Genomic DNA, 15,539 nt, shown 5'->3' with positions numbered 1-15,539 from the left:
GCACGCGATAACATCTAACCATTTTACAATGAGTTACGGCGGGGTTAGACTAGTATGAGTAAAAAGCACGTTGAATGCTGATGGATTCCATATGTTCTAAAAAGGAGATATTCATGATCACTTTATCTAATGTCGATGAGTTACAGGCATCAGAAGCAGCTCTGGAGAAAATTAAATATTCATACCCCGAATTATTTAATAAACTGCTCCATGTCGTTGCCTTAACACGGGCTCTCCAATTTAAATATCAATTTATGGGCACATTAATCATGGATGAAAACCCTAACGAATACACCCCTGAATTCGTTATGCCCTCCGTTATCGAATTATATATTGAGGAAGTTCAAAAGTTAAAGGATGATCCGAATATCCAGGTATTACTTCAGACCTTCTCCCAAAGTAAAAATATTGGATATGCAAAAATCAGTATGCTTGTGCTCGGTAAAAGCCCTGAATCGCTTTTAGGAGCTTCATGCATAAAATGAAGCCCCCTGATATGCCCCGAAAAAAAACCTCCCATAATGGAAGGTTTTTTTCTTTACGTGTTATTAAAGCACTTTACTCAAAAAGGCTTTAGTTCTTTCCTGCTGGGGATTATTAAAAATCTCACTAGGAATATTTTCTTCAATAATATAACCTTCGTCCATGAAGATCACGCGATCTCCAACTTCTTTTGCAAACCCCATCTCATGGGTCACAACTACCATGGTCATGCCTTCCTTGGCCAGTTGCTTCATGACCTCAAGGACTTCACCGACCATTTCCGGATCCAGGGCGGAAGTGGGCTCGTCGAATAGCATGATTTTGGGTTCCATCGCCAACGCCCTGGCAATTGCGACGCGTTGCTTTTGTCCACCTGATAATGAATCCGGATATGCGTTCGCTTTCTCTGCAAGTCCCACTTTCTTTAGCAGTTCCATCCCTCTTTGGGAAGCCTGCTCTTTGGATATCTTGCGAACCTTTATAGGCGCCAGCATTATATTCTCAAGAACAGTCTTATGCGGAAATAAGTTAAAATGCTGAAATACCATGCCAACTTCCGTCCGGACTTTATTGATATTGACCTTCTTGTCTGTCGTATCAAGCCCTTCAATGAAAATATGGCCCCCCGTAATCGTTTCAAGTTGATTGATGCATCTGAGAAAAGTGGATTTACCCGACCCAGAAGGACCAATTACCACGACTACTTCCCGAGGGGAAACGATTGCATTGATATTTTTCAATACATCATTTTCGCCAAATGACTTCTTTAGATTCTCCACCTTTATCATTCTGTTTTCAACCTTCTTTCGAGTCTATTTAATACGAAACTTAAAATGAGGGTCAGGAATAGATAGATGAAGGCACAAGCCAAGTATGGCTCCCACACTTTAAAGTACTGACTCCCCATCGCTTTCCCCCAGTACATTAATTCCGGGGCAGCAATGACACAAAGCAGGGATGAATCCTTCAATAATACGATGAATTCATTTCCTAACGGAGGAATCATTCGTTTGAAAGCTTGAGGCAATACAACATGTATCATTGTTTGGGCATGGGTCATCCCCAATGAACGCGCCCCTTCCATTTGCCCTTTATCGATGGATTGAATGCCCGCCCGGAAAATTTCTGCGATATACGCGGCTGCATTTAACGATAAAGCAATGACACCGGCGGTCACTGCATTCGTTTCCCCGGTAAAAAAGGGCACGATTCCAAAATGGATTAAAAAGATTTGAACTAAAAGCGGTGTTCCGCGAAAAACCGTGACATAACCGTAAAATGGAAAGGCAAGCACTTTGTTTTTCATGATTTTCCCTAAACCGATCAATAACCCCAAAAAGGTTCCGATCAGGATGGAGGAAACCGAAAGCCCAATAGTAAGCAATGTCCCTTTTAATAAGAAAGGAGCATACTCAACAATAATATCCCAGCGAAAACTCATTTCGTTCCCCTCCTAAAGGCCAAAAAAACTGCGTAACTTCATACGTAAAGTTACGCAATCTTTTACTATCCATTTGTTTTATTGTTGTGCTTTCAACGTTTCAATATCTGGGTCAGTACCAAACCACTCTTTATAAATTTCTGCATATTTCCCATTTTCATAAATGGCATTCACGGCTTTATCGAACTCCGATTTCAATTCACTGCCTTTTGGGAACATAAGACCATAAAACTCCTCATTGAAGCTTTTGCTGTCTTCAACGACTTTCAGTTTTTGATCGGGGTTATTTTTCACATATTCTTCAACAACCGTATTATCAGCAACGACAGCTGATGCTCCGCCCTTCAGTAATTCCTGAATGGCCAGGTTATTATTTTCGAATTTTTTGATATCCTTGTGATTCTTTCCAAGGAGTTTCTCTACCGCTTCCTGTCCAGTAGTACCGGTCTGAACGGCAATGACGTTTCCTTTCAATTCATCTCCAGATTTTATATCACTATCCTCAGGAACGAGAATTTTGTTTGTGGATAAGAAATACGGAACCGAGAAGTCATAAGATTGTTTTCTTTCGTCATTCACTGTAATCGCAGATATGGCGACATCCGCTCTCTTACCTTCGATTTCAACAAAAATCGGATCCCAGCCAACACTTTCCAATTTAACTTCATATCCCGCTTCTTTTGCAACGGCATTGATGAAATCAACATCGAATCCTACAATCTTATCGCCTTCAAGATATTCAAATGGAGCATAGTTGGCGTCAGTCACGATCCTGAGTGTTTTCCCATTTGACTCTTCTTCTTTACCAGTTGTCGAGACTTCCTTATCCTTCCCGCATCCTGTCATGACTAGTAACAAAGAAGCAACCATGGCAAGCACTAAAAAAGAAACCTTTTTCAAAATAATCCCCTCTTCTCTCTCGTAAACTCTCTTTTTTTTTAAAAAAACAGATAAATCTAACTTTAGAGAACTTTCAGTTTATTCTTTTAAGAATATTATACGTTTATTTGTTTTTTTATGCAATAAAAAGTCGATAAATAACTTTAGTAAAATAAAATTTCAATCAATTAACTCGGTAAATTAAAAACGCAACTGTGCTCTAATGGGGAAAGAGGCAACTTTCTCCCCTTCACTCGAGTTAATGGATATTATATTGAAAACAGATAGTGCCACCGTTCAAAAGATTTAATGGAACAAAAATAAGCAGCGGCCATATTAGCGGCCGCTGCTCAAAAGATTATTATGGTACTTCCGTATTCCCCTCTTCAATATCCAACATATCCAACAGGAAGATGAATATCGGTATTCCGATGATCAATCCCCATATTCCAAGGAAATGCTCGGAAAACAATAGGATGATGAAGGTGAAAAATGTTGGAAGATTCGTTTTTGCCGACATGAATTTCGGATTTAAAATATAGCTTTCAATTGCATGGATCACAACAATCATGATTAATACAGCAATCACTTTGGGCATGCCGCCGATGCTATAGGCAATCATGCTAAGCGGGATGAGCGAGATGATGACCCCTGCAACCGGAATCAAACCCAGGAAGAAAATCATGATCCCTAGACCGAGCAACTGCGGGAAGCCAAGGATCCATAAGAAAGTGACGGATAGGACAGCATTCGTGATGGCTATCAAGAACTGGACCTCGATCACCTTTCCGAATGAATTGATGAATTTGACGCCAAAGTGGCTTAAGTTTATAAAGAAAGATTTAAATTTGGCGCGCTTGAATTTAGAAGTGAAACGAATGATTTTATCTTTTTCCAATAAAAAAAATAGACTAAGCAACATGGAAATGAAAATTTGAAATGCCAGTTTACCGAAATCGGATATATAAAGATAGAGTGTATTCATCTGTTTTTGAAGATCGAGCGGAGATTTCAGCTCGTTCATTATATTAATGGCATATTGAATGACCCTGCTATCTGGTGGATGTTGAAAGAAGAAAACGATCTGTGTCACTAATTCCGTGAATTGTAGCGTGATGACCGGTAGATATTTATAAAGAACGATGGCTAAACAAGAAATGACGACTGCATATAAAAAGCTTATAACAACCTTGGAATTGATATGCATCACTTTATTCAGCCGAATCATGATAATTTGCTCCAGCCTTCCCATCAAGAAGGTGAAAACAAATGTGAATAACACGATATTAACCATACTGCCGATGCTTATTAAAAAGAGGACTAACACAATTAATGTAATTAACCTTGAAAAACCTTCGCTTTGCAAATACTCTTTTACCACTTACCTATCTCCTAACTACCATTCTGCCGTGATAATTCCATCTACCTTTCATTTTACACGGAATTGAGGAATTCTACTACAATTACCTTCCATTGACAACAAAATTATTTGAATTCAGTATGACCCAGGATAGAGACGTAGTTAAGACCTTTTTCGGAAATTCGACAATTACTTTGACAGCCATTTCTGCATGAAAAAACATCTGACAAATCGGTAGATGCCAGACCTTGGACAAACTCAATGAAAATCGAGTATGTATAAGGTTTTTTATTGGTTTGTACTATTTGGACGTTGATTTCCGCTCCAGGCACTCGCTTTCCGCGGGCGGTCGGGGAGCCTCCTCGGCTTGCGCCTGTGGGGTCTCCCCTAGACACGCTTTCCCCGCAGGAGTCTCGTACCTTTCACTTCAATCAACTCTGTTCTTAAATTTAGAACGAACCTACCTATGGAGTTGAAGGTGTTGTTTTGGGGCAAATGATTCGGGAACTTCTTTTGATGAAAGGTACGTTACGTTTTCCGACCCCCATTTGCCTCCGCTTTGGCTTGTACGATTCGAACGTTGATTTATGCTCCAGGCACTCGCTGCGGGCGGGCGCGGAGCCTCCTCGGCTTGCGCCTGCGGGATCTCCCCTAGACGCGCTTTTCCCAAAGGAGTCTTTGTACCTTTTGCTCCAATCAACTCTGTATAAAATTGAGCTAGAACCATACCTTTGGAATTGAAGGTGTTACTTTGGATCAATTGGTTCGGGAACTTCGATGAAAGATATGTTTTCCGGGCCCCCTTCTATCTACAAACTAAAGCTGAAGCATAAGGCCTCAGCTTTTGTTATGGCTGTACAATTTGGACGTTGATTTCCGCTCCAGGCACTCGCTGCGGGCGGTCGCGGAGCCTCCTCGGCTTGCGCCTGCGGGATCTCCCCTAGACGCGCTTTTCCCAAAGGAGTCTCGTACCTTTTGCTCCAATCAACTCTGTATAAAATTGAGCTAGAACCATACCTTTGGAATTGAAGGTGTTACTTTGGGTCAATTAGTTCGGGAACTTCGATGAAAGATATGTTTTCCGGGCCCCCTTCTATCTACAAACAAAAGCTGAGGCTATGGCCTCAGCTTTTGTTATGGCTGTACAATTTGGGCGTTGATTTCCGCTCCAGGCACTCGCTTTCCGCGGGCGGTCGCGGAGCCTCCTCAGCTTGCGCCTGCGGTGTCTTCCCCTAGACGCGCTTTTCTAAGCAGGATTCTCGTACCTTCCTCCTTTTTGAAACTCAGCATCAGCCAAATGGACAGATGCTAATCTTCATCTTTCACATCGATATCTTCGGGGATGGGTTCGTTATAATAATCCGCTAAATCCTTCTTATATTTCTCCATCTGTTCAAGATGCATATTAAACTGATCTTTAAAAATCAAATGCTGCTCACCATCATGAACGGTGCGAATTTTATTTTGAACGATTAAACTTTCTATATAAGATTCCGGCATCGATAGATATTCCGCAGTCTCTTTTACTGTCAAGTACATGCCTTCACCCCTTTTCCCCTCTAACTATACTAGATATGAGGCATTATTTGAAGCGCTTGATTTTTAACTGAAAATCCCTTACATGCCAAGGAAAGGACGATACCCGATTCAGGGTATTGTCCTGCAACCTCACGAGATTAATCAATTTCCGCCAAAGGAACATTTTAGATAAAACAACTTACAATCCCTTCCATTAACATGTAAGATAATGTTAAAGCAATATATCCATAGATTAAGAGGAGTGGACAAAAATGACCTTCTTTTATGTCATTCTTGCGGCAATTTTTACTGTTTTACTGGTCAATTTCGTTAAAGGGCTAAGTGAACCGGCTAAAATGGAACGCTATCAAAATGAATTCCGTAAATACCGTGAAGAAACTTTAGATCTTCATGCAACTGAAGTCGTTTCAGAAGCATTGATAGAAAAGCTTAATAAAGCACTGGATTTCGATTATATGGAAAAGGTCAATACTGAATTCCGCCTGAAGCATCCACGGTACTCACAGTTAAAGGTCAATCAGGCCTGGCGTGAATTGAAACGCTATTTGATTATGGCTGCAGTGTTTGGAAAAGTTGAAATGTTTAATTCAGTCATCGATGAGTTATGGCATATCATGCTGAACTATAGTCAGGAATATGATGAGTTTTGCCAGGTTTTCATCGGTAGGACCATTCAGCACCATCCTCATTCAGAACCCGTTTTCAAACCCGAAGAGCGCACTCTTTTTGACTTTTACTATGTACAGCTATTTACGGTGGACTCCCATTCCATTCAAAAATGGGGCAAATTTTTCAAACATGATAAAGGGCTAACACTTCTCCGTGATTTTGAAACGTTGGAGCTGGAGCAGTTAAAAGAGAAATATATGCGGAAACCGACCAGTATACAGGCGGAACGGACCTTTGAAGCTTTCACTTCCCAATTTAAAGAAAATCGCCCCATGACAGAATTGAATTGGCGGAAAACGTACGATCAGACTGACTACGCAGCTCCTGCCTATTTCACTTATGCAAGCACCGGTGATTTTGACAGCGAATTTAAAGATATATTCGGGAATGAACCGAACACAGTTTCCTCCGGATCCGGCCATGCCGATCATGGTGGCCATACCGGTTCCCATGACAGCAGTTCTGATTCCTCTTCCAGCTGTTCTTCATGCAGTTCTTGTTCGTCTTGAGCTTTTCGCTTGGAGAAATCCAAGCGTTTTTGTATACACAAGCATTAGATGAACTGATTGATTGTGCTTAGTTTTTCACTCGATCTTAAAGGAGTTACAACTGATTTGGATGATAATGAGATTCGAAAATTCAGGCCAGTTTTTGTATATGCAAATTTGGAAAGTAAAAAAAAATTAGTACAAGGTTTAACTGAAGATCGAGTGAAATTGATTCAAGAACTAGAAAAATACAGAAATGTCCTTTCACCATTTTTAATTAATGTTTTGCAAACTAATATAGATCAATGGGAAATAGAAATTCATGATTGGGATGAGGAAATAAAAAAAATAGAAGCAGAGAAAGAGAGCTTTTAAGTGCTCTCGGTTTACAGGCAAAAGGGGTTCGGAATAAATAAATTCCGAACCCCTTTGAATTTTCGTCCAAGGTTTTGAGCTTGGGTATCTGACGCATTCCATTTCCTTCTTCATTAATTCCACCGATTGAACCAATTCTTGATCCTTTGTTTATTTTTCTCAAGTACCTCCTTCGATGTCCGGTTGTCTTTTTGTTTTTTCCATTCAAAGAAAGATGCAATTCCGATAAGCAGCCCTCCGCCGATGATTAAATACAGCCACCATGGCATCTCGCTCCACATCGAATTGGTATTCATATAGACATTGAATAAAATCGTCCCAGTTCCAGCGATGAAATAGGATTTGTATTTCATCATGAATCCAAAGAGCATTGCTGCCAATGACACGGTTCCGATAATGAGGGCATCATATAAGGTGTTTCCTGCCATTGCATCAATGATCAGGGCTAAAAACAAAAGGAAAACAATGCCGCTTTCGATATATTGTGTGATTTTGCCTTTAACAAATATTTTCCTCAGCAGAGTGGTGCTGACAATGAACAGCGGCAGAATATTCACCTCCTCCTCAAATACAGGAGGGATCGTGAGCTGATCGACAATGACCCAATACGGATATAGGCTGAACAAAATCGCTGCTGCCATCTGGGATTTTCTTTCCAACATGCCTGTTGTCGTGCTTCTCATCAAAATGAAATAGGCCGGAATCAGAAGTGCCACGATGATTTCCAAAATGAAATGTGTCGGTCCCCCCGTCAAAACATCCATGTTCATGGCAATAAGAAACAGCAGACCATAGACTCTGTAAAAATCCAATTGAAGTCCTGCCCCGCCTTTATCAAGCAAGCCTTTAAAGTATTTCCTGCTTAGCAAGACCATTATGGCCGTACATCCAAAAAGGACTGCCGTTCCAACGAAAGGCTGTAATGTGTCCGCGTACATGATGATGATCCAATACGGATACAAACTGAGAACTCCCGTCAGCCAAACGTAGATGCCCTTTTCTTTTACATCCTTTGAGAAACTTCCAATCAAGATGAAGTAAACCGTGATCAAGAGCGAGACGAAAACCTGAAGTAACGGGCTTGATGTTTCAGTTGCTAGGATTCCCCTATTCATGGCCAGTAAAAACAGCAGGCCATATATCCTGTATGCATCGAAGGTAATTCCTGTTTCTTCCTTTTTGATTAAACCATCGAAATAACGCCAGCTTAAAAGCAGCATCCCTGACATACAGCCAAAAAGGAATAGCAAGCCCATTACAACAGATAAGCTGTCGGCATAGCCAACTATGATCAGGAAGGGATACAGACTGACTAGTGCAGCAATATTGGAATAGATTTTCCTTTCTAGCTTTTCCGCTGTCAAGCTTCTCAGGAAAATGAAATAAGCGGTTAACAGCAGCGATACAAAGACTTGGAGTAACTGATGTTTAGTATCATTAAAAACCTCTGCATTCATATCGATCAAAAAGAGTAAACCATAAATCCTGAAAGGATCAAAGCTGATGATGCCTGATCCGTTTTTCTTGAGTAATCCGCTGGAATACAGCCTGCTTAACAACAACATTCCTGCCATACAGCCAAAAAGAACAGCCAAACTCATGACGATTGGAAGTGTATGGGCATAATCTATGATATTGATGAATGGGAAAAGGCCGATGATTGCCGCTATTCCCGAGTAAATGCTTTTTTCTTTCTTATAGATTGTGAATCTTCCTATCAGGATGAAGTAGCTAGGCAACAGCAGGGAAACAAAAATCCCCAAAATCACAGAATCTGAGTCACTCGTAAACACTTCCAGATTCAGAGTACACAGATATAGCAAGCCAAAAATCCGATAATAATCAATGACTCTCTTCGTTCCCTCTTGGTTGAGCAATCCTTTGAAAAGGCGTCTGCTAGCCATCATCATCACAACCATACATACAAGCAATACGATAATCGCCATAACCAGAGGCAATGTATTTACATACAAATTATAGAAAATGAACGCCAAGCCTAGAGGAACCGCAACATAGTTCCGCCAGTTCCTTTGCATGAGCAGATACCAGGCAAAAAAGAGCTGTACAGTCATCACTCCTACCCAGACTAACTCGCGGTTAAGTGGAAAGTCCCGGATCGCCGTTTCCAAAATGGATATGCTTATCCCTAAATGAATGAATGGAATAAGGTAATACTCCATGATGCCTTTCCAATTCTTATTGGATAACCCCCACAGAATGGTTATGAGTCCTGCTGTAATCATCATGCATATTGATGTAATGAATACTATTTGTTCGATGTTTACCACAAATAAATGGACCTGTAGGAAAAGGGTCGAAAACCCTAGGTAAGTAAAAACGTATTTTTCCCATTTCACATGTGCCCTTAAATCACTCAAAATATAAATCAAGAGTTGTGCAACATATAGGAACGGAGAACTTTCCGTATGGATGATGAGCAAATAGCCAACGGGAATCGCCAGTAAATTGGCAAGGTGACTCGTATATTGGAAGTACAATTTCCCATTTTTCGAATATTTCCCAAGCCATTCTCCTAAAAGGAAAAAGACGATAGGACCTTGGAGCACAAACGCAATCTTCAGCACCATTGAACCAAAATCAAAAACATCGTAGAGTGAGGCATATAAGCTGGCACTTGTAATCACGACAGGCACCCAGAATATTTGCTTCCGATGTATATGGACGGACCAGCCGTTCATTGCAGTAGCTATGGCCATCACTCCGCTTGCCTCCAAAGGATTCATTGAATCAAAGGGAATCGATATCAAGGAAAGGTAGGAAAGAATCTGTCCGCTATACGCAAAAACTGGAAACAATTTATGGTATCCCTTTTTAAATGTGTAAGCTGCACCGATGGAAATCAGTGAAACACCCATTAAATAGACGCTGAGCGGGATATTTGACCGAACCCATTCTAAACTCTCCGTCAAATATGGATAGAAAGCAACCAAAGCCAGTATGAAAGTAATCGGAAATCCGTATTTGGCGTTTTCCTTCATATGCTTTGATTCGTCTTTTATATAGGTGATGAAGAAAAGCCCAGAGACCATGGCGAGCTCTGCACTAACAGCAAGCCAAGCCATTTCGCTCAATTTACTGGTCAGTATCACTAGCATGATCATTGGGGAGATAAGTAAGATACTCTTCTTAAACAGGCTGTACCTTGGGTGACGGTTATATAGATATACTCCAAGATATTGAATGACCTGAACAACAAATAACAGATTTAAAATGGTAGAAAAAGAGACTGGCAAGGCAAAGAAAAGATATAGGAACGCTAAGTCGAAAACAACAACAGCCGGGTACGTGAAGCTTGAATTTCCCGAATGAAGGGAAACATAAGCAAGCTGGGCGGATACTAACATGAGCGCGATGAATATTTGCGCAAAGTTATCCTGGTACACCATCGCGTTACTATATAAGAAAACGATCCCGCTCTCAATCAAACTGGTAATCATGAAGTTCTTCGAAAGATTAGTCCTTTTGGCTTTAGCCAGATATTTCGATAGCATAGTAAAAATGATTGGAACAAGTGCAAATGCAATGATCATGTATTCACTTATAAACGAGTTATAAACTAGATGGATATATCCATACGTGAAAATGGCGCTAAAAGCCATTTCATAATATTTTTTTTTGAATTTGACCGAAAAAATTAAAAACAAAACAGAAAAGACCATCAACGTTAGGGAATACACCAAGTTGCTTGAAAATAACGTCAGGATCACAAAGGCTTCCACGATGAGCTTAAACTGGATGAATTGAAAAATGAATGGTTTGAATAGCGTTAAGGCTTTTTGATTTTTCAATTGCTCCATATTCCATACTAGTATTAAATTAAGAATGCCAATCGCCAAAAACATCCACTCGATAGTCGGTGTCACAAAAGCCAATCCGAAATAATAGGTAATGGCAAAAGTGAATATTGAAATGAAAATGAATATTTTCGACTTGAAGTAGTCAGCAATCCTACAATAAATGGCTAAGCAAAGTAATCCCCCAAGAAACCCCAGAAGCCCCCGCCCATCACCATTAAGTGAAAGGTACTCTCCAAAAATCCGATAATATGAAGCTGATAATATCGTAATCGGAATGAACAGCCCCGCTAGCGTCAGGAATGCAAAAGCGGTTTGTTTAATTTTCAGCTTCGACGCGATGAAGGCCATCCCTGCAAAAATGACGGAAACCATTCCAATGAAGAGAACTTTCAAGACCGCATTCAGATCCCCCCATGAAGTGGTTGCTAAAATCAACCCGCCAAACAGAAGCAATATGACCCCAGTGAGCAGGATGACAGAAATATTCCGTTCCCTGATTTGTTCAGGTGTTTTCTTCGGCTTTGCCGGTTTTACCGGTTTCTCCCGCTTGATGGCCTGCTTTTGAATAACCGGTTTCCTATCATTGATCTCCTTGACAGGTTCAAGGCTCTCCTCGAAACCAGATTCAGTAGGCACTTCATTCAATCCACTGGATTCCCGTAATTGGAATGAAGATTCTTCGATCAGGCTATCCTGAATCCTCTTATCGGCACTTTCACCGATTATCGTTTCAGTTCCATGGGTGGATTTCTGCTTTTCTTGCTCTAAGCGCTTTTGTTTATGGAGGGCTAATTGGAAATGCCGATTGTAAGCCCTGCTAATCCGGATATATTCTGATTTAGGGATGAGCCGCCTTTCCCATAAAACATCCAGCTCTTCTTGGAAAATACGCTTCCTTCTTTCTAATGTCATTTCTTCGTTTGAAGAGTCATTCATTCCAAGCTTCCCCTTCCTTCAAATAGACCTTCTATCATCTTATGTATAATCACTTTTCGATAATAACAAAGTTTTTCCATTTTTAAAATATTTAGGATAATGCACCAAGCGTGTTCCTGCTGACTCAAAAAAAAGAATGACTTCCATTGAAGCCATTCAACATCCTTATATTGATTTTCCTTTATCCTCGCTCCTGATGATGAATAAATAAACGATCATCGAAATGAAAATCGAGGCGGCTGCCGTGATATAGATGCTCCTATATCCGAAGAGGAAGCCAATCTGCCCGAACACGATGGCACCTATGCCCACTCCAAGATCGAGAAATGAAAAGTATGTGGCATTCGCCATCGCCTTCCGATTGGGTGCCGTCTTTTCAATCGACCATGCCTGCAGCGCCGGCTGAACAGAACCGAATCCAAATCCATAAAGCACTGCCGCAATGTAAAGTACTGCTTCACTCGGCATCCATGCAAGCAGCAGCATTCCAGCCATGATGAGTACCGTTGAAGGCACAAATACGGCTCGATGTCCCCTTCTGTCATATAGTCGGCCCGCGAATAATCTCGTGACCATAAGGGCCATTGCATATACTAAAAAGTACCACTGAATTCCATCTACACCTTTTTCCGCTGTATATAGGGGAAGGAAGGTTGCAATTCCACCAAATGTAACGGAGATGAAGAAAATGAGCAAAGATGGCTGAAGGGCACTTTTTTCATAAATATCAAACCTTTTGGCTCTGACAGCCGCCGAAGGATCACTTTCCACTTTTTGATACCGAATAAGTGATGCTGCAATGATGGCAAGCAATCCTAATAAAGAGCAGATCAAAAACAACTCTTGGAACGGAAGTACCGTAACTAGGAAAAGACCCAATGATGGCCCGAATGCCAGTGCTAAGTTACCCGATAATCCGTAATACCCCATCCCCTCACCCCGCCGTTTCGCAGGGATTATATCGGAAGCAATCGTTCCTGAAGCCGTTGAAGAAAATCCCCAGCCGACGCCCTGTACAATCCGCATCATGAATAACAAGCCGATGCTCCCCATGAAACCGAAGGAACCCACTGACAATGCAAAAATGGCTAACCCAGCAAGAAAAACGATCCGCCTTCCTTTCGTCTCCAATAATCTTCCGGCAATTGGCCGGACAAGCAAGGCCGAAAAAGTGAAGATTCCAAGGACAGCCCCCACAAGACGATCATCACCGCCAAGCTGTTCCACAAACAACGGGAGGGTCGGCATCGTCATTTGAAAACCCATGAAGATGCACATATTTGCCAAACAGATCATGATGAAATCACGTGTCCAGATTTTATCAGTCCCTCTTACCCGTTCATCCACTAAGGTTTGCCTCATATTCCTTCACCTTCTAATTATAATAGTCATTGCCAGTTTACTAAAATTGGTTAAAATAAGCGAATGATTTATTTCGTGTAACTAAATATATATATATATATATATATAAATAAAAGCCCAATATGACATAGGGCTCCCCCTTTAACATTCATGATCATTTCCGTCCACTTACCTTCCGTATGCGAACCAATAATTTAGATTCTCCATGCTGTAATGCATTAAACCATTGCTCTATTCATCCGTAACGGCTCTTAGCTGAAACGCATCCCTCCAGCATAATGGATTTTCCTTACATTCAGATTTTCATAAAACATCCCCTGAAACAACCATTCTGCAAGTGAAGGATAGTTCTACACCCTATCTTATTAAATTCCAAAAACATCTAAAAGGAAAAACTTTAAATGTTTTTCCTTATCTCCTTAAGAAAAGGGGATGCATAACTGAAAAAAGCCGATCTCAATTGGATCGGCTTTTCATGCTTCACGACTATTTCGTTATCTCGATTTTCCCATTATTCGTTTCCAATTTAACTAGATTTTCACCTTTGCCAATGACAGTATCGCCCTCATACTTACCAAGGATATCCACTCTCCCATTGTCAACATGAACATCGAAAGTTGTATTCGTCGGTTCATTCTCCGTTTTGATCATGATTTTACCATTATTACTTTCGAGTTCGATCTCCCTATCCAAGTCTTTCGTGACTAATGTGATTTTACCGTTATTCGATGAACCAACCAGTTTTCCCTCCACATTATTAAGCTCTACTTTTCCATTAGCAGATTTCACTTCAACTTTTTCGGTTATTATATCATTTAATTCTACCCGGCCATTTTGAGATTTTACATTTAGATTTTCACTTTTCAATCCTGATATTTGCAATTTTCCATTATCGGATTCGGCGACAAAGGATTTATAAGATTCATCAGGCACATACACCTTTAAATGTAAGGATTGAATATGAAAACCAAAGCTAAACGTACGTCGATCCTTTAATTGTACCGAAAGCTTCTTCCCTTCCACATCTGCAGTGAAATCCAACTTGGAAACATCCATCCCTTTTGAAACCAACTCTATCCTGGTCTCCTTATCCTTCGTTGGCACGATCTCTACAGCTGCATTGTCAGCGTCGATCTGAATGTCCGTCACGATTTCCGAAATCGTTTTTTCCTCTGTAGTCGTTTCCTTATTCGTCATTTGGGAAAACGTAAACAGACTTCCTATTACCCCGATCAATAACAATACAAGTGCAATGATCGATAATTTTTTTACATTAATCATTTTTCAAACCGCCTTTCACAAGGGAAGCGTTAAATTTTAAATAGCGAATGAATCCTTTAGTTAAAGCACTCGTAGCGACAAACATTCCCATGGCAATGAAAATGCCAATCCCGCATAGTCCCAATGCGAAGAAAAGATCGAATAATTGAAAGTTACCTAACACAAGGTTAAACAGAGCGCCAAGCGGAGCAAGAATGAACGCTATCGCCGAAACCCAACCTGCAATGACAACTCCGATCAAGGCTATAAATGGTCCCAAAACGATCACTAAATTAAAGAACCCCAAACCAATGACTGCCCAAACTGCCCGCATAACATTACCTGCAGAAGTCGTTTGTTCAACCTGACCAAGATGATAGGTTGCCATCAGTTCCTTGGAAATCTGTTTAGGATTCCCAAGGGATTTGGAGATTTCCTGCTCTGACTTCCCTTCTTCCATTCCAATTTCGAAATACTCTTCGTAATCTTGAAGGATATCTTCCCGTTCCTCTAAGGAAAGTCTGGTTAAAGAGGCATTCAATTGTTTTAAAAATTGTTCTTTATTCATTGGTTCACACCTTCCTTGATTAATTGGTTGACCCCATTGGAAAATTCATTCCATTCCATCAGCAGTTCTTGAAGGTATCTCCGGCCTTTTTCGGTTAATGTATAATATTTGCGCGGAGGCCCTTCTGTTGATTCTTGCAAATATGTCGTAAAATACTCTTCCTTCGTCAATCGTCTTAAAAGTGGATATACCGACCCTTCCGATATTTCAATTTGATCCGAAATCTTCTGTACAAGTTCATACCCATAGCGATCCTGCTTATCCAGTAACACCAGAACACACAGTTCCAGGACACCTTTCTTAAATTGTACATTCATAGCACCTTCACTCCTTCCAAAAGTTTTTTGGTATAGTTCAATAA

Annotated in this window: 13 protein-coding genes; 3 read left to right on the top strand and 10 right to left on the bottom strand. The window is 40.6% G+C overall.

Annotation, left to right across the window (positions count from 1 at the left end; translation table 11 throughout):
- The first annotated feature begins 113 nt into the window (after nucleotides 1-113).
- Nucleotides 114-485: a hypothetical protein gene (locus NYE65_RS16215; RefSeq protein WP_034305408.1), complete on the top strand. Its 372-nt coding sequence runs from the start codon at nucleotides 114-116 to the stop codon at nucleotides 483-485.
- A gap of 63 nt (nucleotides 486-548) precedes the next feature.
- On the opposite strand, the gene NYE65_RS16210 is transcribed toward NYE65_RS16215, so the two are convergent.
- The 5 genes from NYE65_RS16210 to NYE65_RS16190 all read right to left on the bottom strand — a co-directional run bounded on the left by NYE65_RS16210 (nucleotide 549) and on the right by NYE65_RS16190 (nucleotide 5,702).
- Entirely contained in the window at nucleotides 549-1,271 is a 723-nt protein-coding gene (locus NYE65_RS16210; protein WP_048685484.1) for an amino acid ABC transporter ATP-binding protein, read from the bottom strand.
- On the bottom strand, nucleotides 1,268-1,924 hold the full coding sequence (locus NYE65_RS16205) for an amino acid ABC transporter permease (protein ID WP_268592290.1): 657 nt from the start codon (nucleotides 1,922-1,924) through the stop codon (nucleotides 1,268-1,270). The genes NYE65_RS16210 and NYE65_RS16205 overlap by 4 nt, the downstream gene beginning before the upstream one ends.
- Nucleotides 1,925-2,002: 78 nt before the next feature.
- Nucleotides 2,003-2,824, bottom strand: a complete 822-nt coding sequence (locus NYE65_RS16200) for a basic amino acid ABC transporter substrate-binding protein (protein WP_328176574.1) — start codon at nucleotides 2,822-2,824, stop codon at nucleotides 2,003-2,005.
- A 340-nt stretch (nucleotides 2,825-3,164) separates the two neighbouring features.
- Nucleotides 3,165-4,184 carry an AI-2E family transporter gene (locus NYE65_RS16195; RefSeq protein ID WP_057278705.1) on the bottom strand — a complete coding sequence of 340 codons (1,020 nt, stop codon included), beginning with the start codon at nucleotides 4,182-4,184 and terminating at the stop codon, nucleotides 3,165-3,167.
- Nucleotides 4,185-5,471: 1,287 nt separating this feature from the next.
- Nucleotides 5,472-5,702 (bottom strand): excisionase family DNA-binding protein, encoded by a 231-nt coding sequence (locus NYE65_RS16190; RefSeq protein WP_048687214.1) that lies wholly within the window; start codon nucleotides 5,700-5,702, stop codon nucleotides 5,472-5,474.
- A gap of 251 nt (nucleotides 5,703-5,953) precedes the next feature.
- Here NYE65_RS16190 and NYE65_RS16185 point away from each other — a divergent pair, with 251 nt between their 5' ends.
- Together NYE65_RS16185 and NYE65_RS16180 are read left to right on the top strand one after the other, a co-directional pair.
- The gene (locus tag NYE65_RS16185) at nucleotides 5,954-6,880 is read left to right on the top strand and encodes a hypothetical protein (protein WP_340861250.1); all 927 of its coding nucleotides are present in this window, start codon (nucleotides 5,954-5,956) and stop codon (nucleotides 6,878-6,880) included.
- Between the two features lie 105 nt (nucleotides 6,881-6,985).
- Entirely contained in the window at nucleotides 6,986-7,234 is a 249-nt protein-coding gene (locus NYE65_RS16180; RefSeq protein WP_328176577.1) for a hypothetical protein, read from the top strand.
- Nucleotides 7,235-7,347: 113 nt separating this feature from the next.
- On the opposite strand, the gene NYE65_RS16175 is transcribed toward NYE65_RS16180, so the two are convergent.
- From NYE65_RS16175 to NYE65_RS16155, 5 genes are all read right to left on the bottom strand, one after another.
- On the bottom strand, nucleotides 7,348-11,988 hold the full coding sequence (locus NYE65_RS16175; protein WP_340861249.1) for a hypothetical protein: 4,641 nt from the start codon (nucleotides 11,986-11,988) through the stop codon (nucleotides 7,348-7,350).
- Between the two features lie 165 nt (nucleotides 11,989-12,153).
- On the bottom strand, nucleotides 12,154-13,350 hold the full coding sequence (locus NYE65_RS16170) for an MFS transporter (RefSeq protein WP_340861248.1): 1,197 nt from the start codon (nucleotides 13,348-13,350) through the stop codon (nucleotides 12,154-12,156).
- 486 nt (nucleotides 13,351-13,836) lie between these two features.
- Entirely contained in the window at nucleotides 13,837-14,631 is a 795-nt protein-coding gene (locus NYE65_RS16165; protein ID WP_328144641.1) for a DUF4097 family beta strand repeat-containing protein, read from the bottom strand.
- Nucleotides 14,624-15,178, bottom strand: coding sequence for an HAAS signaling domain-containing protein (locus NYE65_RS16160; protein ID WP_034305443.1), 555 nt, complete (start codon nucleotides 15,176-15,178; stop codon nucleotides 14,624-14,626). Before NYE65_RS16160 ends, NYE65_RS16165 begins: the two co-directional genes overlap by 8 nt.
- Complete coding sequence (locus NYE65_RS16155; RefSeq protein WP_034305446.1) at nucleotides 15,175-15,495, bottom strand: PadR family transcriptional regulator; 321 nt, start codon at nucleotides 15,493-15,495, stop codon at nucleotides 15,175-15,177. Before NYE65_RS16155 ends, NYE65_RS16160 begins: the two co-directional genes overlap by 4 nt.
- Nucleotides 15,496-15,539 lie beyond the last annotated feature (44 nt).

This window comes from Peribacillus sp. FSL R5-0717 (genome assembly GCF_038002945.1).
GTDB classification, from domain to species: domain Bacteria; phylum Bacillota; class Bacilli; order Bacillales; family DSM-1321; genus Peribacillus; species Peribacillus frigoritolerans.
This window is presented reverse-complemented; position numbering and strand designations above follow the sequence as displayed.

What these genes read in the sequence shown, in the direction of transcription:
- NYE65_RS16185 (WP_340861250.1), top strand. Translation starts at nt 5,954, where the DNA reads ATGACCTTCTTTTATGTCATTCTTGCGGCAATTTTTACTGTTTTACTG.
- NYE65_RS16215 (WP_034305408.1), top strand. Translation starts at nt 114, where the DNA reads ATGATCACTTTATCTAATGTCGATGAGTTACAGGCATCAGAAGCAGCT.
- NYE65_RS16170 (WP_340861248.1), bottom strand. Translation starts at nt 13,350, where the DNA reads ATGAGGCAAACCTTAGTGGATGAACGGGTAAGAGGGACTGATAAAATC.
- NYE65_RS16155 (WP_034305446.1), bottom strand. Translation starts at nt 15,495, where the DNA reads ATGAATGTACAATTTAAGAAAGGTGTCCTGGAACTGTGTGTTCTGGTG.
- NYE65_RS16175 (WP_340861249.1), bottom strand. Translation starts at nt 11,988, where the DNA reads ATGAATGACTCTTCAAACGAAGAAATGACATTAGAAAGAAGGAAGCGT.
- NYE65_RS16160 (WP_034305443.1), bottom strand. Translation starts at nt 15,178, where the DNA reads ATGAATAAAGAACAATTTTTAAAACAATTGAATGCCTCTTTAACCAGA.
- NYE65_RS16190 (WP_048687214.1), bottom strand. Translation starts at nt 5,702, where the DNA reads ATGTACTTGACAGTAAAAGAGACTGCGGAATATCTATCGATGCCGGAA.
- NYE65_RS16165 (WP_328144641.1), bottom strand. Translation starts at nt 14,631, where the DNA reads ATGATTAATGTAAAAAAATTATCGATCATTGCACTTGTATTGTTATTG.
- NYE65_RS16210 (WP_048685484.1), bottom strand. Translation starts at nt 1,271, where the DNA reads ATGATAAAGGTGGAGAATCTAAAGAAGTCATTTGGCGAAAATGATGTA.
- NYE65_RS16205 (WP_268592290.1), bottom strand. Translation starts at nt 1,924, where the DNA reads ATGAGTTTTCGCTGGGATATTATTGTTGAGTATGCTCCTTTCTTATTA.